19 protein-coding genes are annotated in these 20,902 nt (G+C 69.0%); 11 read left to right on the top strand and 8 right to left on the bottom strand.

Annotation, left to right across the window (positions count from 1 at the left end):
* Positions 1 to 21: 21 nt before the first annotated feature.
* Genes cydD through ftsY form a run of 3 tightly spaced genes read left to right on the top strand, consistent with a single transcriptional unit; the run spans position 22 to position 4,464 of the window.
* Positions 22 to 1,617: a thiol reductant ABC exporter subunit CydD gene (gene cydD, locus ACQPYM_RS28715; RefSeq protein ID WP_433006484.1), complete on the top strand. Its 1,596-nt coding sequence runs from the start codon at positions 22 to 24 to the stop codon at positions 1,615 to 1,617.
* Positions 1,614 to 3,233 carry a thiol reductant ABC exporter subunit CydC gene (gene cydC / locus ACQPYM_RS28710; protein ID WP_433006481.1) on the top strand — a complete coding sequence of 540 codons (1,620 nt, stop codon included), beginning with the start codon at positions 1,614 to 1,616 and terminating at the stop codon, positions 3,231 to 3,233. The genes cydD and cydC overlap by 4 nt, the downstream gene beginning before the upstream one ends.
* Before the next feature lie 37 nt (positions 3,234 to 3,270).
* Positions 3,271 to 4,464 carry a signal recognition particle-docking protein FtsY gene (ftsY, locus tag ACQPYM_RS28705; RefSeq protein WP_433006478.1) on the top strand — a complete coding sequence of 398 codons (1,194 nt, stop codon included), beginning with the start codon at positions 3,271 to 3,273 and terminating at the stop codon, positions 4,462 to 4,464.
* Here ftsY and ACQPYM_RS28700 read toward each other — a convergent pair.
* The 4 genes from ACQPYM_RS28700 to ACQPYM_RS28685 all read right to left on the bottom strand — a co-directional run bounded on the left by ACQPYM_RS28700 (position 4,461) and on the right by ACQPYM_RS28685 (position 8,227).
* The gene (locus tag ACQPYM_RS28700; protein WP_433006475.1) at positions 4,461 to 5,225 is read right to left on the bottom strand and encodes a class I SAM-dependent methyltransferase; all 765 of its coding nucleotides are present in this window, start codon (positions 5,223 to 5,225) and stop codon (positions 4,461 to 4,463) included. The two genes, ftsY and ACQPYM_RS28700, sit on opposite strands and share 4 nt — an antisense overlap.
* 13 nt (positions 5,226 to 5,238) lie before the next feature.
* Positions 5,239 to 6,171, bottom strand: coding sequence for a nitric oxide synthase oxygenase (locus ACQPYM_RS28695; RefSeq protein ID WP_433023409.1), 933 nt, complete (start codon positions 6,169 to 6,171; stop codon positions 5,239 to 5,241).
* 300 nt (positions 6,172 to 6,471) lie between these two features.
* On the bottom strand, positions 6,472 to 6,987 hold the full coding sequence (locus ACQPYM_RS28690) for a DivIVA domain-containing protein (protein WP_433006472.1): 516 nt from the start codon (positions 6,985 to 6,987) through the stop codon (positions 6,472 to 6,474).
* Positions 6,971 to 8,227 (bottom strand): globin domain-containing protein, encoded by a 1,257-nt coding sequence (locus ACQPYM_RS28685; RefSeq protein ID WP_433006469.1) that lies wholly within the window; start codon positions 8,225 to 8,227, stop codon positions 6,971 to 6,973. The genes ACQPYM_RS28690 and ACQPYM_RS28685 overlap by 17 nt, the downstream gene beginning before the upstream one ends.
* Before the next feature lie 445 nt (positions 8,228 to 8,672).
* On the opposite strand from ACQPYM_RS28685, the gene ACQPYM_RS28680 reads away from it, so the two are divergent.
* A complete protein-coding gene (locus ACQPYM_RS28680) occupies positions 8,673 to 9,911 on the top strand; it encodes an RNA polymerase sigma factor (RefSeq protein ID WP_433006466.1) in 1,239 nt (412 codons plus the stop codon).
* Here ACQPYM_RS28680 and ACQPYM_RS28675 read toward each other — a convergent pair.
* Positions 9,883 to 10,866 carry an asparaginase gene (locus ACQPYM_RS28675; RefSeq protein WP_433006463.1) on the bottom strand — a complete coding sequence of 328 codons (984 nt, stop codon included), beginning with the start codon at positions 10,864 to 10,866 and terminating at the stop codon, positions 9,883 to 9,885. The two genes, ACQPYM_RS28680 and ACQPYM_RS28675, sit on opposite strands and share 29 nt — an antisense overlap.
* Positions 10,867 to 10,952: 86 nt before the next feature.
* Positions 10,953 to 11,534, bottom strand: coding sequence for an XRE family transcriptional regulator (locus ACQPYM_RS28670; protein ID WP_433006460.1), 582 nt, complete (start codon positions 11,532 to 11,534; stop codon positions 10,953 to 10,955).
* A gap of 85 nt (positions 11,535 to 11,619) precedes the next feature.
* Here ACQPYM_RS28670 and ACQPYM_RS28665 point away from each other — a divergent pair, with 85 nt between their 5' ends.
* Positions 11,620 to 12,597: an NAD(P)/FAD-dependent oxidoreductase gene (locus ACQPYM_RS28665; protein WP_433006457.1), complete on the top strand. Its 978-nt coding sequence runs from the start codon at positions 11,620 to 11,622 to the stop codon at positions 12,595 to 12,597.
* Here the strand turns inward: ACQPYM_RS28665 and ACQPYM_RS28660 are convergent.
* Positions 12,575 to 13,159 carry a CGNR zinc finger domain-containing protein gene (locus ACQPYM_RS28660; protein WP_433006454.1) on the bottom strand — a complete coding sequence of 195 codons (585 nt, stop codon included), beginning with the start codon at positions 13,157 to 13,159 and terminating at the stop codon, positions 12,575 to 12,577. The genes ACQPYM_RS28665 and ACQPYM_RS28660 overlap by 23 nt on opposite strands.
* A gap of 25 nt (positions 13,160 to 13,184) precedes the next feature.
* Between ACQPYM_RS28660 and ACQPYM_RS28655 the strand changes: the two genes are divergently transcribed.
* Genes ACQPYM_RS28655 through ACQPYM_RS28645 form a run of 3 tightly spaced genes read left to right on the top strand, consistent with a single transcriptional unit; the run spans position 13,185 to position 16,100 of the window.
* Positions 13,185 to 14,366 (top strand): MFS transporter, encoded by a 1,182-nt coding sequence (locus ACQPYM_RS28655; RefSeq protein ID WP_433006451.1) that lies wholly within the window; start codon positions 13,185 to 13,187, stop codon positions 14,364 to 14,366.
* A 31-nt stretch (positions 14,367 to 14,397) separates the two neighbouring features.
* Entirely contained in the window at positions 14,398 to 14,856 is a 459-nt protein-coding gene (locus ACQPYM_RS28650) for a sigma factor-like helix-turn-helix DNA-binding protein (RefSeq protein ID WP_433006448.1), read from the top strand.
* Positions 14,853 to 16,100, top strand: a complete 1,248-nt coding sequence (locus ACQPYM_RS28645) for a hypothetical protein (RefSeq protein WP_433006445.1) — start codon at positions 14,853 to 14,855, stop codon at positions 16,098 to 16,100. Before ACQPYM_RS28650 ends, ACQPYM_RS28645 begins: the two co-directional genes overlap by 4 nt.
* Here the strand turns inward: ACQPYM_RS28645 and ACQPYM_RS28640 are convergent, their stop codons facing one another.
* Complete coding sequence (locus ACQPYM_RS28640; protein ID WP_433006442.1) at positions 16,101 to 16,700, bottom strand: TetR/AcrR family transcriptional regulator; 600 nt, start codon at positions 16,698 to 16,700, stop codon at positions 16,101 to 16,103. It abuts the gene before it with no gap.
* A gap of 251 nt (positions 16,701 to 16,951) precedes the next feature.
* Here ACQPYM_RS28640 and ACQPYM_RS28635 point away from each other — a divergent pair, with 251 nt between their 5' ends.
* The 3 genes from ACQPYM_RS28635 to ACQPYM_RS28625 are packed head-to-tail and all read left to right on the top strand — an operon-like array spanning position 16,952 to position 20,892.
* On the top strand, positions 16,952 to 18,295 hold the full coding sequence (locus ACQPYM_RS28635; protein ID WP_433006439.1) for an ammonium transporter: 1,344 nt from the start codon (positions 16,952 to 16,954) through the stop codon (positions 18,293 to 18,295).
* Positions 18,292 to 18,630: a P-II family nitrogen regulator gene (locus tag ACQPYM_RS28630; protein ID WP_131346991.1), complete on the top strand. Its 339-nt coding sequence runs from the start codon at positions 18,292 to 18,294 to the stop codon at positions 18,628 to 18,630. The genes ACQPYM_RS28635 and ACQPYM_RS28630 overlap by 4 nt, the downstream gene beginning before the upstream one ends.
* The gene (locus ACQPYM_RS28625; RefSeq protein ID WP_433006435.1) at positions 18,631 to 20,892 is read left to right on the top strand and encodes a [protein-PII] uridylyltransferase; all 2,262 of its coding nucleotides are present in this window, start codon (positions 18,631 to 18,633) and stop codon (positions 20,890 to 20,892) included.
* Positions 20,893 to 20,902: the final 10 nt, after the last annotated feature.

Below are 20,902 nucleotides of genomic sequence, written 5' to 3'. Positions count from 1 at the left end.
GCCAAAGCAGCCCGGACGTTCATGGCCGGCTCTGTGGTGATCGGTGTGCTCACCGGGCTGCTGATCGTCGTGCAAGCGGTGCTGCTGGCTCGCGGGATCACCGACGTCGTACTACGCGACAAGGGCGTCGGCCAGGTCGCGTGGCTGCTAGCGGGAGTGCTCATAGCGCGTGCAGCACTCGTCTGGCTGCAAGACGTCGTGGCACAGCGAGCAGCCGCTGCGGTCAAGTCGACACTGCGCAGGCAGGTCCTGGAGCACTCCCTGAAGCTCGGCCCGACCTGGCTGAGCCGCGAGCGCAGCAGCGCTCTGACAACCCTGCTCACCAAGGGACTTGACGACCTGGACCCGTACTTCGCCCGCTACCTCCCGCAGCTCGTGCTGGCCGCGACAGTCCCGGCCGGTGTGGTCGGCTGGATGGCTACCGGCGACCTCCTCGCGGCCGGGACGGTAGCGGTGACTCTGCCGCTCATCCCGATTTTCATGGCACTGGTCGGCTGGGCCACCGAGGCGCACAGCCGTCGCCGGCAGCACGCACTAGCAGTACTGGCTCATCACTTCTCCGACGTGGTGGCCGGGCTCCCGACGCTGAAGCTGTTCGGGCGGGCGAAGGGACAGGTCGGCGCAGTTCGGCAGGTGACCGACCGGCATCGCGTGCCGTCGATGAAGAGTCTGCGGCTGGCGTTCCTGTCGTCGTTCGTGCTGGAACTGCTGGCGAGCATCTCGGTGGCGCTCGTCGCGGTCGGCGTCGGGCTCCGGCTCATCGACGGCAAGCTCGGGCTCGAGACGGCGTTGCTGGTACTGATCCTGGCTCCGGAGGCCTACGTGCCACTACGGCAGGTCGGTGCGCACTTCCACGCGAGTGCCGACGGCGTAGCGGCCAGCGAAGAGGTGTTCCGGGTGCTGGAGACTCCACTGCCCGAGCGGGGCGAGCGGACCGACGTACCGGATCTGCGGGTGACTCCGCTGCACCTGCACGACGTGACAGTGCGGTACCCCGACCGGGACGAGCCTGCGCTGGAGGGATTCGACCTGGATCTCTGGCCGGGCGAGGTAGTCGCACTGGCTGGTCCGAGTGGCGCCGGCAAGTCCACAGTGCTTGCGGCGGTGCTGGGCTTCGTAGTACCGGAGCGGGGAGTCGTGATCGCGGGTGCGAGTGCCGCTGACGAGTTCACCCCGGAGCGGTGGCGGGCCCAGTTCGCCTGGGTGCCGCAGCGTCCCGGGCTCCGCACCGGCACGATCACCGACAACATCCGCCTCGCCCGACCCAACGCCACAGACGACCAGGTACTGCGCGCGCTGGCTGAGGCAGGCGCGCCGGAGCTGGACCCGAGCCAGCCAGTGGGCGAGGGCGGACGGCTGTTGTCAGGCGGGCAGCAGCGGCGGGTAGCTCTCGCCCGGGCACTCATCACCGAGGCGCCCGTCCTGTTGCTCGACGAGCCCACCGCTGGGCTCGATGCGGAGGCAGAAGCGGCAGTAGTCCGTCACCTCCGTGCATCCGGGCGCACGGTCCTCCTGGTAGCCCACCGTCCCGCACTGCTCGCAGCAGCCGACCGAGTCGTCACAGTCGGCGCAACGACCACCGCAGACCTGTCGACTGAATCGGTGCTGGTGAGATGAGCGTCTTGATGGCCTTGGTGAAGCCCGAGCCGAACGTCAGGCCCCGGCTCGCTCTAGCGGTCCTAGCCGGCGTGCTGGCCTCCGGGTCAGCCATCGGCCTCCTGGCGACCTCTGCGTGGCTGATCACCACAGCAGCCGCTCAACCGCCGGTGCTCACCCTGCTGGTAGCAATCGTGGCAGTCCGCGCCTTCGGTGTCGGACGCGGCGTCTTCCGGTACGTCGAACGGCTCGCCGCGCACGACGCCGCCTACCGAGTGCTGGGCGCGACCCGCTCGCGGGTGACCGGCCGCTTGGAGGAGCTGGCTCCTGCCGGGCTCGGGCCGATGCGCAGTGGCGACCTCCTCGCACGACTGCTGCTCGATGTCGATGCAGTGCTGGACCTGTGGCTGCGTGTGGTCCTGCCTTTGCTGGTGGCGAGCGTGACAGCACTCGCGACGGTAGGTCTGCTGGCGGTGTTGCTACCAGCGGCCGGGGCTGCAGTGGCCGTCGCCGTAGCACTCGCTTGCACGCTGGTGCCGTGGCTGACCGCTTACAGCGCCCGCCGAGCCGAAGCAGCGATCGCGGGCGACAGGGGAGAGGTTGCAGCCAACGCGACCGAGACACTGCTGACTGCTGCCGATGTGGTGGCCTTCAACGCGACGGACGCAGTACTGGCTGCCTTTGGGGAGGCGGATGCACGGCTGGCGGCTGCAGAGCGGCGGTCGGCGTGGAGTGCGGGCCTGGGGAACGCCTTGCTGGTGCTCTGTGTCGGCGGTGCCAGCGTGGCCGGCCTGGTACTCGGCAGCGGTGCCGACATCTCCGGCCCAGTCTTCGCTGTGCTCGTCCTGACCCCTCTGGCACTCGCAGACGCGCTCGGCGGCATCCCGGCCACAGCCCAGGTCGCCATGCGCGTCAAAGCCTCGCTTCAACGAGTGCAGGACCTCCTGAGCGCCCCCACCCCGGTACACGAGCCAGCCACGCCCCACGAGCTCCCAGCAGGCCGAGACCTCGTCATCAGCCACCTGACCGCCGGCTACGACAACCACCCCGTACTACGCGACGTCGGTCTGACCGTCGCTGCCGGGAGCCGTGTGGTGGTGACTGGCCCGAGCGGATCGGGCAAGAGCACCCTGGCCGCCGTACTGCTCCGCTTCCTGGAGCCCACGAGTGGCCAGGTCGCTCTGGGCGGCGTCAGCCTGACTGACCTCAACGGCGACGACGTGCGCTCGGTGATCGGGCTGCTGACGCAGGAGAGCCACGTGTTCGACACCAGCATTCGGGAGAACCTCCTGCTCGCCAAGCCCGGTGCCAGCGACCTGATGCTCTGGCGGGCGCTCTACAGAGCCCGCCTGGGCGAATTCGTCTACGGCCTGCCGGAAGGGCTGAGCACGATGGTTGGCGAGCACGGGGCCCGGCTGTCCGGCGGGGAGCGGCAGCGGCTCGCGTTCGCCCGGCTGCTGCTCGCGGACCACGACGTACTGGTGCTGGACGAACCCACCGAGCACCTGGACGAGGAGACCGCCCAGGTGCTGCTGGCAGACCTGTTCGCGGCGGCCGGGCACCGTACCGTCGTACTGCTGACACACCGCCCGGAACTGGCTCCTCACACAACGCAACCGGCACTGGTTCTGCCGTGAGGCCTGCCAGCCGCGGTCCTGGCGTCTGCGAAGATGGGTGATCGTGTTGACCCCTCAGCTTGTCACCCTGCTCACCGACCAGGTCCTGATCGCGATCATCGCGGTGATCGCCGTCGCGCTCATCGGCGCTGCCACCGGCGTCGTGGTTGCCAGGCGCCGGAAGGCGGAGCTGCCTGCGGCAGAGCCGGCACCGGAGCTCACCGAGCCCAAGGTGGGCGACGACGCCGAGGAACCGCGGGACACGCCGACCCGGACGCTCGAGGACACCGAGCTGCCCGAGGCTGCCACCGCGACCACAACGGTCGAGAAGCCGGAGTCGGCGCAGGGACGACTGGTCCGGCTGCGGGCCCGCCTGGCCCGCTCCCAGGGCTCACTGGGCAAGGGCCTGCTCGCGCTGCTGTCCCGCGACAAGCTGGACGAAGAGGCGTGGGAGGACATCGAGACCACGCTGATCACCGCCGACGTGGGTGTCGCGCCGACGCAGGAGCTGGTGGAGAAGCTGCGGACCCGGGTGCGGGTCGAGGGCGTCACCGGCGACCAGGCGCGGACCATCCTGCGCGAGGAGCTGATCGCGCTGGTCGACCCGTCGCTGGACCGCTCCCTCAAGGTTGAGCGCAAGGACAGCCAGCCCGCCGTCGTCCTGGTGGTGGGTGTCAATGGCACCGGCAAGACCACGACGGTCGGCAAGCTGGCCCGGGTACTGGTCGCCGAGGACAAGAAGGTCCTGCTCGGAGCGGCCGACACGTTCCGGGCCGCGGCAGCCGACCAGCTGCAGACCTGGGGTGAGCGGGTCGGCGTGAAGACCGTCCGCGGCCCCGAGGGCGGCGACCCGGCCAGCATTGCGTTCGACGCGGTCAAGCAGGGCATCGCCGAGGAGGCGGACGTCGTACTGGTCGACACGGCCGGCCGGCTGCACACCAAGACCGGCCTGATGGACGAGCTCGGCAAGGTCAAGCGGGTGATCGAGAAGACCGCCGAGGTGGACGAGGTGCTGCTCGTCATCGACGCCACCACCGGCCAGAACGGGCTGACCCAGGCGCGCGTGTTCGCCGAGGTGATCAACGTGACCGGCCTGGTGCTGACCAAGCTGGACGGTACGGCCAAGGGCGGCATCGTGATCGCCGTCCAGCGCGAGCTCGGCGTCCCGGTCAAGCTGGTCGGCCTCGGCGAAGGCGCCGACGACCTGGCCCCGTTCGACGCCGAACAGTTCGTCGACGCCCTACTCGACTAGAACCTGCTCGACTGAACGCGTTTGGCGAGGTAGAGCGCGGTCGCCATCTCGAGTGTGACCGGGTCGGGCAGGACACCGCGCAGCTTGTCGAGGAGCTCGTCCCGATCCTCGTCCTCGAGCATCCGGTACGACGACTGGGTGCTCAGGTTGGCCAGGTAGTCCTCCCGCGGCAGCGCGCGCTCCCACCGGTAGAGCTCCTGCCGGAACTCCGCGAACTCGGGCCGCCCAGCAAGCTCCGGGTCGGGCTCGAGCTGGTCGGATTCGGGCCACTCACTCCACGGCCGCAGCTCGTACTCGTCCAGGACCGCAGCGGCCGCTGCCCGCAAGGCGGCGCCCGGTAGACGCTCCATGTTCCAGAACAGAGCCAGCGAGCCACCTGGGCGAAGGGCAGCCGCAGTACGGGACCACCGGGTCTTCTCGTCGGTCCAGTGGAACGCCTGGGCGCAGTAGACGAGATCGACGGCCTCCTCCGGCTCGTACGACTCCAGAGACGCCATGGCGATGTTCACCGCGAGCCCGGCCACGCGCTGCCGTAGTACGAGCGCCATGGCTGGGTCCGGCTCCAGTGCGAGGACGTGTACGCCGCGGGAGGCGACCGTGACTGTCGCCTTCCCGGTACCGGCGCCGATCTCCAGAGCGGTGGTCGGCACCGAGTAGCCGAGCATGTCCTCGAACAGTGCGGGCGGATAGCCCGGCCGGACCCGGTCGTACTCCTCAGCGACCTCACCGAACACCAGCGCCTGCACCTTGTCCCCAGTCATGCCAGCAGCTTAGTCAGGAGAACGCGGGCGGACCGCCGCGCAGACCCCGCAGGCCGGCGTCGTGATCGGTGCGGAAGCTGGGTTGCTGGGGTTCGGCGTCGTAGTAGCGATGGAAGACCGGGGTCTGGGAGCCGGAGAGCGGCGGCACGATCCACGTCCAGTCGGCCGGGCAGCGGCGGCCGGCGCGTTCCTCTCGCTCCAGGTGGATGAGGAATCGACGGGACTCGGTGTGGTGGTCGGTGATGCTGACCCCGTTCACCCGGAACGAGTGCAGGACGGCGCGATTGAGCTCGACCAGGGCCCGGTCGCGCCAGAGGGTCGCCTCGTCGGACATGTCCAGTCCCATCCGCTCCGCGACCTCGGGGACCATCGCATAGCGATCGTCGTCACCCAGGTTGCGCGCGCCGATCTCGGTGCCCATGTACCACCCGTTGAAGGGTGCCGCCGGATAGGAGACCCCGCCGATGTCCAAGCGGTTGTTACTGATCACCGGTACCGCGTGCCAGCGCAGACCCAAGTCGGCGAACCAGGCCAGCTCGGGGTGTTCGAGGGCGACCTCGTACACGGATCGCCGCGGAAGCTCGAACAACCGCGGGCCCTCGTCAACGGTTTCCACGACGAGGGGGAGGACGTCGAAGGCTCCGGGGAACGCCGGTGGCCGCCAGCCGCGATGGACGAGCTGGCTGGTGAACGTCCGGTAGCGGGGGTCGCCGAGAATCCGGCCGTCGGGTTGCGCGTACCCGGCGTACCGGATCAGTTGTTCGTTCCAGATCCTCGGGGCTGGTCTGGTGGGGGTTTCGGGCGCGAACACGCTGATCAGCGGGCGGATCTTCCCGCCGTTGCGGGCGATCCGGAGGTGGTCGAAGCAGTGGGCCGCGACATCGCCCGCGGCGGTGACGCTCCTCAGGTCGCGCACTTGCAGGCTGTGCCAGTACAGGCGGCCGATGCAGCGGGCGTTGTTGCGCCAGGCGACGCGGGCGCCGAAGACGAGTTCGTCCTCGGGTGTGCCAGTAGGTGCCGGTCAGGTCGATCTCGCGCATGACGGCGGCGATCCGCGACCCGATCGGACCGGCCTGTGGGTTCTCGGCATGGAAGAGCTCGAGGAACTCTTCGGCCGCCGCCTTGAGCGCCGCGGTCTCGCTGTTTTCCGGACTGCTCACCGCAGGGGTGTACCTGGCCGGAACCCGTCCGGGACCGGTCGACGCCCGGCGGCCGGTCCGCGGAGCCTTCCGCCACGGCCGGGTGCTCATGGACTGTCCGAACCGCTCCGGAAACGCGTCTGCCACTCCCTGTCGAACAACGGATCGGGCACCGGGGCAGGGGCGGGCGGCGTCGCGATCTGGTCGACCTCGGTGGCGAACGAGTTCACGATCGACTGCATCTGAGCCTGGGCCGTCTGGGCGTACTCGCGCACCTGGTCGCCGGCGCTGTCCATCGCCGCGGCGACGATCTTGCGCTCGTGCGCCCGGGCCTGGCTGATCCGTTCCCGAGCGTCCCGGCTGACGTCCTGGACCATTTCCTCGACCACGAGCTGCGCCTGGCTGAACATCTGAACGACCTGTTCGTTCACGCGGTCGCCGGCCTCCTCGTAGTGCTCCACCTCGGTCCGCACGGCCTGCAGCTCCGACCGGGTGCGCTGCAGTTCGGCCAGCAGACGCTCACTTCTGGCCTGGCTCTCCGCGAGTTCGCGTTCGCCGGCCTGAACCTGATCAGCCAGCCGATCGAGGAATTCGAACACCTCGTCGCTATCGAGACCGCGCATCCGCCGCCGAAACCTCTTGTCCCGGATCGAGTGCGGTGTCTGCCGTGGGAAGTCGTGGCGGTTCATCGGTGGCTGTCTCCTGACCTGGAATCGCCGGTCCGGCGGCGTGTTCGCCCGCTGCGGCGTAGTAGAAGTGCTCGTACTTGATGTGCTCGGCGCGCAGGCCGGCGGCGGAAAGCCGCTCCAGCGTGTGCGCGACCATCTGCGGTCCGCCGCACACCATCGCCGTACGGCCAGCCAGCGTTTGCCGCGCCGCCGCCGTACCGACCTTCCCGCGGGTCCCCGGATAGGACGGATCGTCGGACACGACCTCCGTGTAGTCGAACCACGACCGCCGTTCGGCCAGCTCGCGCAGCCTCGGCCGGTCGTAGAGGTGCCACGGCATCCGCACTCCGTGCAGCAGTTGCACGACAGGTCCACGACCCGTCCGCTGCCACTCGTTGTCGATCTGTTCCAGGACGGCGAGCAGCGGGGCGAGCCCGGTTCCACCGGCGACCAGCAGCAGGTCACGCGGATCGCCCACCCGGCGGGTCAGTCGCTCGCCGACCGGTGCTCCGAGCTTCACCGTGTTGCCGACCTTCAGGAACCGGACCACGGCCGGGCTCACCTGACCACCGTCGATCTGCTGCACGTGCAGATCGATGGAACCATCCGCGCGGGGTGCATTGGCCGGGCTGAAGTAGCGCCACTGCCGTGGGCGTTGCGGAATCTCCATCGAGATCGACTGGCCGGGCAGGTACTGGAACGGGCGCCGGGGGCGAACGGTCAGCAGCGTCAGGTCCATGGTCCGGCGCTCGACCGACAACACCTCGGCGTCCCACCAGTCCGGACTGGTCTCCGACGACGTCTCCGCCGCCTCGACCATGAGCCGCGCGACAATCTGGTACGCCGCCGTCCAGTGCGCGGCGAGCTGCTCGTCCCACTCCGAGCCGAGGAAGTGCATCAGCGTCGCGCACAACGAGGCACCGACCGCGTCATAGTGCTCGGCCAGTACGGCGTACTTGCGGTGATCGCGGCCCAGGTGTTGCAGGAAGGCCGCGTCCTTCTCGATCTGGTCGGCATGACTGACGATTCGCCCGAGCGCGCCGACGAACTTGTCCCGCTGGTGCGACATCGACAGCGGGAACATCGTCCGCACCTCGGGGTGCGACACGAACAGGTGTGAGTAGAAGTAGAGCGGAACCTTCTCACCGTGCTCGGTGACCTGGTCCCAGCTGCGTTGCAGGGCATAGGCGTCCATCGGACTTCGCTATCCGTCTCGGACCGGCAGCTCCTCCGGGGCGTCCGACCGCCCATCGCAAGGCCTCATGTGGTTGCGGCCGTCGGCAGCTCGCGCCGGCGGGTGCTGTGGTGACAAGGGTTCCCTCCCAGATCCAGTCCCCGAGTCTTTCCAGTCCTCCTCCGACCTACCCGCGGTCCAACGGACCGAAACCAGTAAATCGGACCGAAGCGTCTCGGAACTCCCACGGCCTCACCCGGGCGATGCTAGACCCGCCCCCACCCCACTGGCTACCCCTCGAAACACAGGGTTTTCAGCAGAAAGTTGCCCATGGCAACTACCTCGTCATGCATTAAACGTTTCAGAGCTGGAATCGATTCCCTAGGGAACGTTCGGAACACCTGAACCGGGGCCGAGTCAAGGTGTCAGCCGACCTTTGAAAGTATGCGTCCGTAAACCGTTCGCGATGTTCGGCAGAAGGCGGGCGATGGGCATGGCGGAGACGAGACTCGAGGATCTGTTGCGGGAGCTGACGCCGCAGGTGCTCGGCGCGGTGGTCCGGCGGACCGGGGACTTCAGCGCGGCCGAGGACGCCGTCCAGGAGGCCTTGATCGCGGCGGCCCGGACGTGGCCGGCCGACGGGGTGCCCGACAACCCGCGCGGCTGGCTGATCCAGGCGGCTTCGCGCCGGTTCATCGACCAGGTCCGGCAGGAGCAGGCGCGGCGGCGGCGCGAGGAGCTGGCCGCGCAGTGCGAAGTACCGGCCGAGGAGGTCGAGGAGCACGACGACACCTTGCGGCTGCTGTTCCTGTGCTGCCATCCGGCGCTCACCGCGGCCTCGGCGATCGCGCTCACCCTGCGCGCGGTCGGCGGGCTGACCACCGCGGAGATCGCGACCGCGTACCTCGTGCCCGAGGCAACGATGGCGCAGCGGATCAGCCGGGCCAAGCAGAAGCTCAAGGGCCAGCCGTTCGAGCTGTCCCAGGACGAGGAGCGGCTGGCGCAGGTGCTGCATGTGCTCTACCTGCTCTTCAATGAGGGCTACACGACGAGCAGTGGAGCCGAGTTGCATCGCGCCGACCTGTCCGGCGAGGCGATCCGCCTGACCCGGATGGTGCGCGCGTTGCTGCCGGACAATCCTCAGGTCACCGGGCTGCTCGCGCTGATGCTGCTCAACGACGCACGGCGGGCGGCGCGGACCGGTTCGGCGGGTGAGCTGATCCCGTTGACGGAGCAGGACAGATCACTGTGGAACAAGGAGTTCATCGACGAAGGCGTCGCGCTGGCGGTCGAGGCGTTCCAGCAGCCGCCGCTGGGGGAGTACCAGTTGCAGGCCGCGATCGCCGCCCTGCACGACGAGGCGGCCCGGCCGGAGGACACCGACTGGCCGCAGATTCTCGGGCTCTACAAGCTGCTGGAGGAGCTCTCCGGCAACCCGATGGTGACGCTGAATCGCGCGATCGCCGAGGCGATGGTGGCCGGTCCGGAGGCGGGTCTGGCGCTGCTGCGTCCGCTGGACGAGAAGCTGGGCGGGCACTACCGGCTGGACGCAGTACGCGGGCACCTGTACGAGATGCTCGGTGAGTCCGAGACCGCCGCGCAGCACTTCGCTGCGGCGGCCCGGGGGACGACCAGCCTGCCTGAGCAGAACTACCTGACCACGAAGGCCGCCGAGGTCAGTGATGCTGGGCGAAAGCCCCGATGATCTCGTCCTGTCCCTCACCCGTTGCCAGCAGCAACCTCAGGAGTACGCGCGCCTTGTAGGGGTCGAGGAAACCGCCGTCGATGAGACCTCGACGGAGCAGGTCGGACTCGGAGCCGATCGAGCTGTAGGTGTTGCGCAGTACCGACCCGCCGCCGGTCCGCGACGTCAGTACTACGGGGATGCGCTCGGCCAGCTCGCCCAGTACTGGCGCCAGGGCGGCCGGCACGTGTCCGACGCCGTACCCGGCTACCACCAGCCCCTGATGCGTGTCGGCGAGCCCGGCCAGCAGTACGCCGTCGTCGTCCAGCGTGACGGTGTAGAGCGCCACCCGGGCAGCGTCGAGATCCGCAGGCTCAGCCCGCCCCGGTACGCCGTCCTGCCGGGCGGGGCGCGTGAGGATCCGGACCTGGTCCTCGACGAGCTGGCCGATCGGTCCGGCGTTGGGGGACGCGAAGGTCGCAGTACTGGTGCTGTGGGTCTTGCGGACCCAGCGGGCGGCGTGGATCTGGTCGTTGAACACGACCAGGGCGCCAAGGTCGCGAGCGGCGGGGGAGCAGGCGACACGGGCGGCCGCGAGCAGGTTGGCCGGGCCGTCGGGGCCGGCCAGCGTCGGGTTGCGCATGGCGCCGGTGAGGACGAACGGGTGCGCGTGGGGCCAGACCTGGTCGACCAGGAAGGCCGTCTCCTCCAGCGTGTCCGAGCCCTGGGTGACGACGATGCCTGTCGCGCCGTTGCTGATCGCCTTCGACGCGGCGTCGACCACGTCGAGCATCTTGGCCAGCGTCAGGTTCGCACTCGGCACCGCCTCGACGTCCTGGACCTCCAGCGGCACCGGCAGGTCGGCCAGGCCGGGCACGGCGGCGGTCAGGTCGGCACCGGTCAGTCGGTTCACACCCGCGGCTGTGCGACCTGCCATGGAGATGGTGCCGCCGAGGGTGAACAACGCAACGCTCACGGACAGAGTCCTCTCATCGGTTCACGATCGAGTGGTGGGGCGGTAGGTACTCCGGCTGGTGCTGCGGCGCCGCCGGAAGAGTACTACTACTTCGAGCGGGCGCGGACGTGCATCCGCTCGCCCTGCGGGCCGAACAGGCAGAGCATCTCGGCCGGCCCCGGCCCGGGGTTGCCGAACCAGTGCGGGACCCGGGTGTCGAACTCGGCCACCTCGCCCTCGCGCAGGACGAAGTCCTGGTCGTCGAGGACGAGACGGATCCGGCCGGACAGCACGTAGACCCAGTCGTAGCCCTCATGCACCTTCTGCTGTACCTCGCCGCCCGGCCAGCCGTCCGGAACGATCTGCTTGAACGCCTGCAGGCCGCCCGGCCGCCTGGTCAGTGGGATCACCGTGGCGCCGCCGTGCCGCTTGAACGGCTTGGCGTGCACGCGCGGGTCGCCGGTCGGTGGTGCGTCGACCAGCTCGTCCAGCTGGACCTGGTGGGCGCGCGCCAGTGGCAGCAGCAGCTCCAGGGTCGGGCGGCGCCGGCCGGACTCCAGCCGGGACAGCGTGCTGACCGAGATGCCGGTCGTCTCCGACAGTTGAGCGAGCGTGGTGTCGCGCTCCAGGCGAAGTGAGCGCAGCCGCGGGCCGACCGCTTCGAGGACATCGTCCAGATCAGGTTCCATGTTGCCATTCTGGCAAAGAAGTTTGTCGTTTTCGAGAAAGCGACGGAGAGTCGGACCAGGAGCACGACAACGAAGGAGCACGAGGATGAAGCGGTACGACGTGGTGGTGGTCGGCGGAGGAGCAGCCGGGTTGAGTGGAGCGCTGGCGCTGGTCCGGGCGCGCAGGTCCGTGCTGGTGGTCGACAACGGCACGCCCCGCAACGCCCCGGCCGAGCATGTGCACAACTACCTGACCCGGGACGGCGTCCCGCCCTCGGAGCTCTACTCCATCGGGCGGGCCGAGGTCAGCGGGTACGGCGGAGACGTGGTGATCGGAACCGTCACGGGGGTGCGGCCAGGCGGATCGGAGTACGGGTTCGTGGTGGAGCTGGCCGGGCGGGAGGCGGTCGAGGCTCGGCGGCTGCTGGTGACTACCGGCGTTGTCGACCAGCTGCCCGCAGTGCCGGGCCTGGCTGAGCGGTTCGGCCGGGACGTGTTGCACTGCCCCTACTGCCATGGGTGGGAGGTGCAGGACCAGGCGATCGGCGTACTGGCTACTGGCGGGATGGCTGGGCACCAGACGCTGCTGTTCCGGCAGTGGAGTGACGACGTGACACTGTTCCTCAATGACGTGCTGGAACCGACAGAGGAGGAGTGGGAGCAGTTCGCTGCCCGCGGGATCTCTGTGGTGCAAGGGAAGGTGGAGTCGGTCGAGGTGACCGACGACAAGCTCACCGGGGTTCGGCTGGAGGGTGGCAGGGTCATCCCGCGGCAGGCGCTGGTCGTGCAGACCGAGCTGGAGGCGCGTGCGGACTTCCTGACCGACCTGGGCCTTAAGGCCGTCGTGCGGGAGGCGCGAGGTGTAGTAGTCGGCACCGCGATCGAGTCGGACGCCACTGGAGCCACTGAGGTCCCGGGTGTCTGGGTGGCGGGCAACGTCACCGACCCGATGATCCAGGTGATCGCCTCCGCCGCTGCAGGCCTCATGGCAGGCGCAACGATCAACGCAGACCTGGTTGCAGACGACACCCGCAAGGCAGTGGACGCCTACCGCGCAGGCGTCACGGCGTCTGAAGCCGTCTAGCTCTGTGCGCGGCTGCCTTGACGCGGCTCTGGCACTGGGGTGAGCAGAACCGCCGGGCGCTGTTGCGAGAGGCGTCGACGAACACCCGGTCGCAGGCCGGCGCGGAACACACACCGAGCCGGCCTGCCAGGTCGCTGCCGAGCGCCATGGCCAGCCCTGCCGCGCAGCCGGCGGCCCAGCCGTTCGCCAGGGTGTCGTCGGCGCCGTGGAAGTGAAGGTTCCAGCCCGGTGAGCCGGTCCGGTCGAGTTGCGGCCGGGCGTTGGTGTCGAGCAGCAGAGCGTTGGTCTCCTCGGCAGCCCGGTCCAGGTCTCCGCTGTGCGCCGCCTCGAAGACAACGCGCATCCGGCGGGCCACCGCAGCCAGGTACTTCGCATCGTCCGCGCTCACCGCTGGCCTCGGCCGCCCGTCGTCACCGAGCGCGTCCGCCGTCGCCTCGGCGAAGTCGGCCGGGCCGCTGAAGGCCGAGCCGCCGGCGTGCCCGGGAGTGAGCCGGTTGACCAGTGCGGTGGCAGCGGTCAGCACGTTGAGGATGTGACTATCGAAGTTCACTTGACCAGTCACTCCGGAGTTCGTAGGGTCTCGTCTCGTGACCAACCATACCGGGTTAGCCAGTCATCGCAGGTTGCCGGCCGCCGTCTGGGTCCTGGTGGTCGCGCGCGGGGTGAATCGGCTGGGTGCCTTCACCCTGCCGTTCCTCGCGGTGGTGCTGACGGTGGAGCTGGGGGCCACGGTCGCCCAGGCAGGGCTGGTGCTGACGGTGTTCGGGGTCGCGACGTTGCCGTCCCGGGTCTTCGGCGGGTGGCTGGCTGATCGCCTCGGGCGTCGGTGGACCATCGTGTTCGGGCTGGTCGGCTGCGCGGTGGGACAGGTGTGGATCGCGGCTTCGGGGAGCTTGTGGTCCGCGGTGCCGGCGGTAGTGGTGCTGGGGCTGGCGTTCGAGATCTACGAGCCACCGAGTCAGGCGATCATCGCCGACGTCACCGAGCCCGCCGACCGGCCGGCGGCGTACGGGTTGCTGGCTGCGGTGATGGCGGTGGCCGGGGTTGTTGCCGGGCTGTTGGCCGCGTGGCTCGGCCAGTGGGACCTGCGGTGGCTGTTCGTTGCCGATGCCGTCTCCTGTCTTGCCTGTGCTGTCTTGGTGGCGATCGCGTTGCCCGGTGGGGGGCAGGCAGCACCGGCGGCTGCAGCGGTCTGGCGCGACCGGCCGCTGTTGCTGGTACTCGCGTCCGGCACAGTGTTCGCAGTACTCGCCATGGTGATCGTGTTCAGCCTTCCGCTCACTCTGCTCGACCGTGGTGTGCCGGCATCGGGCATCGGGCTCATCCTGGCCGTCTCGGCGATCGCGCAAGTCGCAGTACAGCCGGTACTGCGAACCCGTCGGCTGCAAGCGCTTGAGAACTTCCAAGCCATGACGCTGGGCTATGTCTTGCTGGCCGCCGGTCTGATCGCCAACGGCTTCTCCCGCAGCCTGCTGGCGTTCATGGTCGCTGCTGTGGTGTGGAGCCTGGCCGACCTGATACTGATCGGCCGTGCGCTGTCGATAGTCGCCGAACTGGCTCCGGAACACGCACGGGGTCGCTACCTCGCCACCTACGGCCTCAGCTGGGGAGTGGCCACAGCAGTCGCACCGCTACTCGGTAGCCAGGTCTATGCGGCGGCAGGTCCAGTAGGTCTCTGGGTCGGCTGCGGGCTGGCGGCAGTGGCGTTGGCGGCCTTCCAGCCGAGGTTGCGCCGAGAAGTGCGGTCACAACCTCCCCAATCCGGGTAATTGAGAGGTCTAATGCTCTCGGGAGGGTTGAATGCGCGAAACAGTCGACCCGGAGTTCGCTGCGTACGTCGATGCGCGGCAAGGGAGATGGATCCGTACGGCGTACCTCGTGTACGGCGATCTGCAGCGGGCTGAGGAGCAGTTGCTGGACGCCTTCATGCGGTTGTCGTTGCGGTGGGGGAAGGTCGACGACCCGGACGCCTACGTGCTCGGGAACCTCTACCAGGCGGCCTTGTCGCGCTGGTCGCGGGCGAAGCCGTTCGAAGGCGAAGAGGATCTGGTCAAGACCGCACTGGCTGCTCTCACGCCGCAGCAGCGCGCAGTATTGGTGCTCATGTACTTCGAAGAGCTCACCGAGTTCGAGACCGGCGAGATCCTGGGCATGTCCCACTCGGCCGTGCATTCGACCGCCATGACCGCCGTCCGCCGGTTCCGGCTCGAGCTCGGTACGCCGGACTGGCGCGACGTCACCAGGGGTGACTCGCGATGAGGCGGGAGGAGGTCCCTCTCCTGCTCAACAGGGCATCCGACGGCATCCCAGAGCCTGACCTGGCCGACGCGGCTTGGGCAGCGGCGGTCGCACACCGCCGCAGGCAGCGGCGCAACACCGTGTCCGGACTGGTTCTCCTGCTGGTGGTGGCGATCGTCGTTGCCCTGGTGATGACGGTGGGAGGCGGCAAGAGCGCCTTCACACCGCCCGACACGACACCCACTCCACCCGGCACCATTCCGCCGGCCGGGCAGATCTCTGGCATCGACTACTGGAACGCACCGCCCGCAGGGAGCGAGCGCTTCCTCGATCGGCTCTCCACTCCACTGGGCGACGTACTGCGCGTCCCGGACAACCCCGACGATCTCCGGACCAAGCCGATCGACCAGCTCGCGGGAGTCGTCGTGGCCTTGCAGGAAGGCGGCTATGTGCCTCTCTTCCTCAGTGCAGACTCTCGCTGGGCGTACGGCTCCCGCCAGTTGCAGCCCATCGCCACCGGCCAGCCACTCAGCTCTGGAGCCATCGCATCCAACGGGACACACGTGGCCTTCCCGCAACCCGGTGCGGTCTACGTCATCGACGCCAGTACTGCGAACAGCCGCCTGATCCCCTTGCCGTCGAGGGATCTCCGCAGCGTCTCCTGGCTGGCCAACAGCACTCGCTTGATCGTCAGCGGGCCGGGTACGGCGTACCGGCTCGATGTCGATCTGGAGACCTCTGGCGACCCGGTCATCGGCGGCGTGGCCGCCAGCAACGACGCCGAGGACGCCACCACGCCGTACCGGCTGGACGGGGTCACCGGAGGCGTCATGCTGCGGCAGTACGCCGGGGCCAACGGCTGGGTGGAGATCAGCAATCCGCGGCTGCCGGTCTCTTCCTGGGTGGGACAAACGTTTACTGGCGGCGACCGGGTGGGCCGGGTGTTCGTGGCCGGCCGCCTGCCGCAGGTGCCGACGGTCGCGTCGGCAGCCCAGGTAGTCGCGGCCATCTCCACCCTGCAGCCGCTCGAAGACCGGCTGCTGGTCCTCGGCGAGACACCGCCGGCGACACCGACCCCTGGCCGGACCGCCCCGGACCGGATCCGCGAACCTGGCTGCTGCTTCGTACTCGGCTGGTACAACAGCCAGACCGCGCTGTTCCAGGTCACCGACTGGCTGCTGGCCTGGAACGTCCAGACCGGCCAGGTCCGCCGCGTGGCCGAGCTAGAGGTCGACGGTGTCGCCCTCGGCCCCGGCATCCGCTGACTACTCGTCGGACACGCACCGCATGGTCATGGCGACCAGGTGGTCGGCCTGCTCGACGGCCGGCATCGGCTCACCCGTCAGCGCACGGATGATCAGCACTCCGGCCAGCCACTGCACCATCAGGACCGGGTCCGCGGTGGCCCGGATCGGCTCACCCCGCTTCCGGGCCCGCTCCAGCGCGTCCGCCGTCAGGGCGATCCGGCGCTGCAGGAAGTTGCGGTAGAAGGCGCCGAACTGCTCGTCGCGGTTCGCCTCGCTGACGGCCAGCCGGATCAGCGCGACGCCTTCCTTGCTGTTCACGAACCCCAGCGCGTCGCGGTAGACCTGGCGCAGGTCACCGGCCAGCGACCCGGTGTCGGCATCGGGAATCTCGATGTCGAACAACTCGGCCATCGCGTCGTTGGCCAACTGCTCCTTGCTCGCCCAGCGCCGGTAGATCGTCGCCTTGCCGACGCCGGCCGCCTCGGCCACGTCGTCCACCGTCATCCCGTCGAACCCGCGCTCCAGCAGCAGCCGGACGGCGTACTGGCGGATCCTCGGCTCGGCGTCCGGGTCCCGCGGCCTGCCGCGGCGCGGCCTTTCGGTGCTGTTGGTCCCCATTTCGTACTTCCCCAGCTCGGACGGTCGCAGTGGCGCGGCTGCTGGCCGTGTGGTCTGCCCAGACTGCCACAACCGGGCCGATGTCACGCCGATGTCACCTGAGGAGCCGCTTTGTCACATGCCTGAAACATGAGGACCGATCGGTTGAAACGACGCGCCGACACCGTTTGCGATGTGGGCGTGCGCGGGTTCCCCGGCGTTGTGGAACTCCCCGATCGAGGACGCGGCCCACCCCCAGATCGATGGAAGGGATGACGTTGATGGAGATCAACGCCGGCGATACCGCCTGGGTCTTGGTCAGTGCCGCCCTGGTGTTCTTGATGACACCGGGCCTGGCTTTCTTCTACGGCGGCATGGTGCGCGTCAAGAGCGTACTGAACATGATGATGATGAGCGCCATCACCATCGCGGTCGTCACCATCTTGTGGGTGGTGGTCGGCTACTCGCTGACGTTCGGTGGTGACTCCGGGCATGTGATCGGCGACTTCTCGCTGGCCGGGCTGAAGGGCCTGATCGCTCCCGAGGCGGTCACCGGCACGATCCCGACGCTGGCCTTCGTCGCCTTCCAGCTGATGTTCGCGATCATCACCCCGGCGCTGATCTCGGGTGCGATCGCCGACCGGGCCACCTTCCGCGGCTGGATCGCGTTCGTCGCGGGCTGGACCTGCCTGGTGTACTTCCCGGTCGCGCACTCCGTCTGGTTCCTCGACGACGGCAACGGCGGCTGGATCGGCGACAAGCTGAAGGCGATCGACTTCGCCGGTGGTACCGCGGTGCACGTCAACGCCGGTGCCGCCGCACTCGCCCTGGCGATCGTGCTCGGCCGCCGGGTCGGCTGGCGCAAGGACCCGATGCGGCCGCACAGCCTGCCGCTGGTCGTTCTCGGCGCCGGTCTGCTGTGGTTCGGCTGGTTCGGCTTCAACGCCGGCTCGGCGCTGAGCGCCGGTACCACCGCCGCGGTCGTCTTCGTGAACACCCAGGTCGCCACCGCGGCCGCCGTGGTCGGCTGGCTGATCATCGAGCGGATCCGGCACGGCAAGGCCACCACGCTCGGCATGGCCTCCGGCGCGGTCGCCGGTCTGGTCGCGATCACGCCGGCCTGTGGCGCGCTCACCCCGGTGGGCTCGCTCATCCTCGGTGTCGTGGCCGGTGGAATCTGCGCCTTCGCGGTCTCGCTGAAGTACAAGCTCGGTTTCGACGACTCCCTCGACGTGGTCGGCGTGCACCTGGTCGGCGGTCTGGTCGGCTCGCTGGCGATCGGCTTCCTCGGCACCGCCGCTGCTCCGTCGGCAGTGGACGGTCTGTTCTACGGCGGCGGTGTGGGCCAGCTCGGCCGGCAGGCGCTGGCCAACCTGGTCGTGGCTGTCTACTCCTTCGTGGTCGCCTTCATCCTCGGCAAGGTGATCGACAAGACGATCGGCTTCCGGCTCAGCGAGGACGACGAGGTCGCGGGTGTCGACCAGGTCGAGCACGCCGAGACGGCGTACGACTTCCTGGCCGCGGGTTCCGGCCTGCGCGGTCACAGCACCGTCGTCCGGACCCCGGTCGTGCAGGATGACGCCGAGACGGCCGACAAGGAAGGGGCGAACGCATGAAGCTGATCACCGCGGTGGTCAAGCCGCACAAGCTGGAAGATGTCCGGGCCGCGCTGGAGACGTTCGGGGTGACCGGGATGACGGTCACCGAGGCGAGCGGCTACGGCCGGCAGAAGGGCCACACCGAGGTCTACCGGGGCGCGGAGTACGAGGTGGACCTGGTCCCGAAGGTCCGGCTCGAGGTGGTCGTCGAGGACGGCGACAGCGCCGACGTGGTGGACGTGATCGTGAAGGCCGCGCAGACCGGCAAGATCGGTGACGGCAAGGTCTGGGTCACCCCGGTCGAGACGATCGTCCGGGTCCGTACCGGTGAGCTGGACGGAGACGCCCTCTAGATGGTGGATCGAGCAGCACAGCGGCGCGTTCGTGCCGAAGAGGCCGACGCGCTGCTGTACCTGCTCCTCTCCAAAGCCTGCGACGCCCTCGGCCTTCCTGCCGAGGGCGTCGCGTTGGTCGCCGTCGGCGGCTACGGCCGGGAGGAGCTCTCGCCGTACAGCGATCTCGACGTGATGCTGTTGCACACCGAGGGATACCCGCGGATCGACGAACTCGCGGCCCAGATCTGGTACCCGCTGTGGGACTCGCGGACGAAGCTGGACCACAGCGTCCGGACGGTCGCCGAGGCTTCGGCAGCAGCCGCGGACGATGTACGCGTGGCGCTGGGGTTGCTGGACGCCCGGCATGTGGCAGGCGACTCCCACCTCACACTGCAGTTGCGCTCGGTGCTGATGGCCGACTGGCGCCGTACTGCGAAGACGCGGCTGCCCGCCTTGGCCGAGGCCTGCCGGGAGCGGGCCCACACGGTCGGGGAGCTCGCACACCTCGCCGAGCCTGATCTCAAGGAGGCGTACGGCGGATTGCGGGATGCCGTCGTACTACGTGCACTGGTCGCCTCCTGGCTGATCGACGTACCGCATCCCGTGGTCGAGCGAGCCCGGCTGGACCTACTGAACATCAGGGACGAGCTGCACTCAGTCGCAGGCCGGGCAACCGACCGGGTGGTTGCGGACGTGGCGGGTGAAGTCGCTGCTGGGCTGGGCCTCCCTGATCGCGATGCCCTGCTGCGACACATCTATTCGACCGGCAGGACGCTCGCGCACGTGTGTGACGTGTCGTGGCGACGGATCGAGAGCCTCACGGCCCGGCCGCCGCGCTCGCGACGACGTAACCGCACTGGCGGGCCGCTGCTGCTGGCACTGGACGAAGGCGTTGGCCAGCACGAGGGCGAGGTCGTCCTGATGCCAGACGCCCGTCCGGAGCGGGATGCGGCTCTTGGGCTGCGTGCCGCAGCTGTAGCCGCCGACAGAGACCTGGTGTTGTCTCCTGCTGTCTGTGCTCGGCTGGCGAACTCCGCTGCTCCTCTGCCCGAGCCCTGGCCTGCCGAGGCTCGACGGTTGCTCTGTGCACTGGTCGGTGCGGGGACAGGGCTCCTGGAGGTCTGGGAGGCGCTGGACCAGGCCGGGTACATCGCACGGATCCTGCCTGAGTGGGATCTGGTTCGCTTCCGACCGCCGCAGTCGGCGGTGCACCGCTACACGGTCGACCGGCATTTGCTGGAGACCTGTGTCGAGGCGTCGAAGATGGTCCGCGACGTACGGCGTCCTGACCTGCTGCTGATCGCCGCGCTGATCCATGACCTCGGCAAGGGGGTCGAGGGCGATCACAGCGTCACCGGTGCGGTCATTGCGACGACCGTTGCTCGCCGGCTGGGCTTTGCGGAGGCTGACGTCGACACGATCACCCTGCTCGTGCGGCAGCACCTCGTACTGGCGCAGATCGCCACCAGGCGCGACCTCGAGGACCCGATGACCGTGGATCTCGTGGCGGGCATCGTGGGCGACACCGAGACCCTGGACCTGCTGGAAGCTCTCACGTACGCCGATGCGCGCGCTGCCGGTCCTGCGGCCGCATCCCCTTGGCGGCTGCGGCTGGTGGGCGAGCTGACCCGCCGTGTCCGCGGCGAGCTGTCCGGGGGAGGGGCCGGCCTGTGGACCGAGGCTCCGCCGATCCCTGTGCCGGAACTGCATCACGTTGTCGGCGTGGGCCGGCTTGGCGTGACAGTGTCCGAGCACCGGGGTGATGTGCGGGTCAACGTGGCTGTGCCTGACCAGGTCGGGACGCTGTCGACGGTGGCCGGAGTGCTGGCGGTGGAGCGGCTCGCAGTACGGGCTGCTGTGGTCACCTCTGTGGAGGGGCTCGGGATCTCGCAGTGGTCGGTGGCTGGGTCTGCTCCGGACCCGGTGCGGCTGCGTGACCGGCTTGCTGTGGCTCTGCGCGACGACAGCGACCTGGTACGCCGGTTGGCGGCGCGGGACGCTTCTAGAGGCAAGAGTGCGGCCAGCCGAGTGGACTTGTTGCCAGAGGCATCCGAGACGGCCACTGTGCTGCAGGTGAGGGCGCATGACCGGCCTGGGCTGCTGTACGACATCACTGCCGCGATCGCTGCGACAGGAGCCGACATCAGGTCGGCACACGTGAGCACCCTCGGTGCGGAGTGCGTGGACGTCTTCTACCTGACTGATCGCAACGGCTCTCCGCTGGAGACAGAGGACGCCCGCACGACGGCCAAGTCGATCCTGGATCGCCTCACGTTCTAGGGTCGGGTGG

It is taken from the genome of Kribbella sp. CA-294648 (genome assembly GCF_050943845.1).
Classification (GTDB): domain Bacteria; phylum Actinomycetota; class Actinomycetes; order Propionibacteriales; family Kribbellaceae; genus Kribbella.
This window is presented reverse-complemented; position numbering and strand designations above follow the sequence as displayed.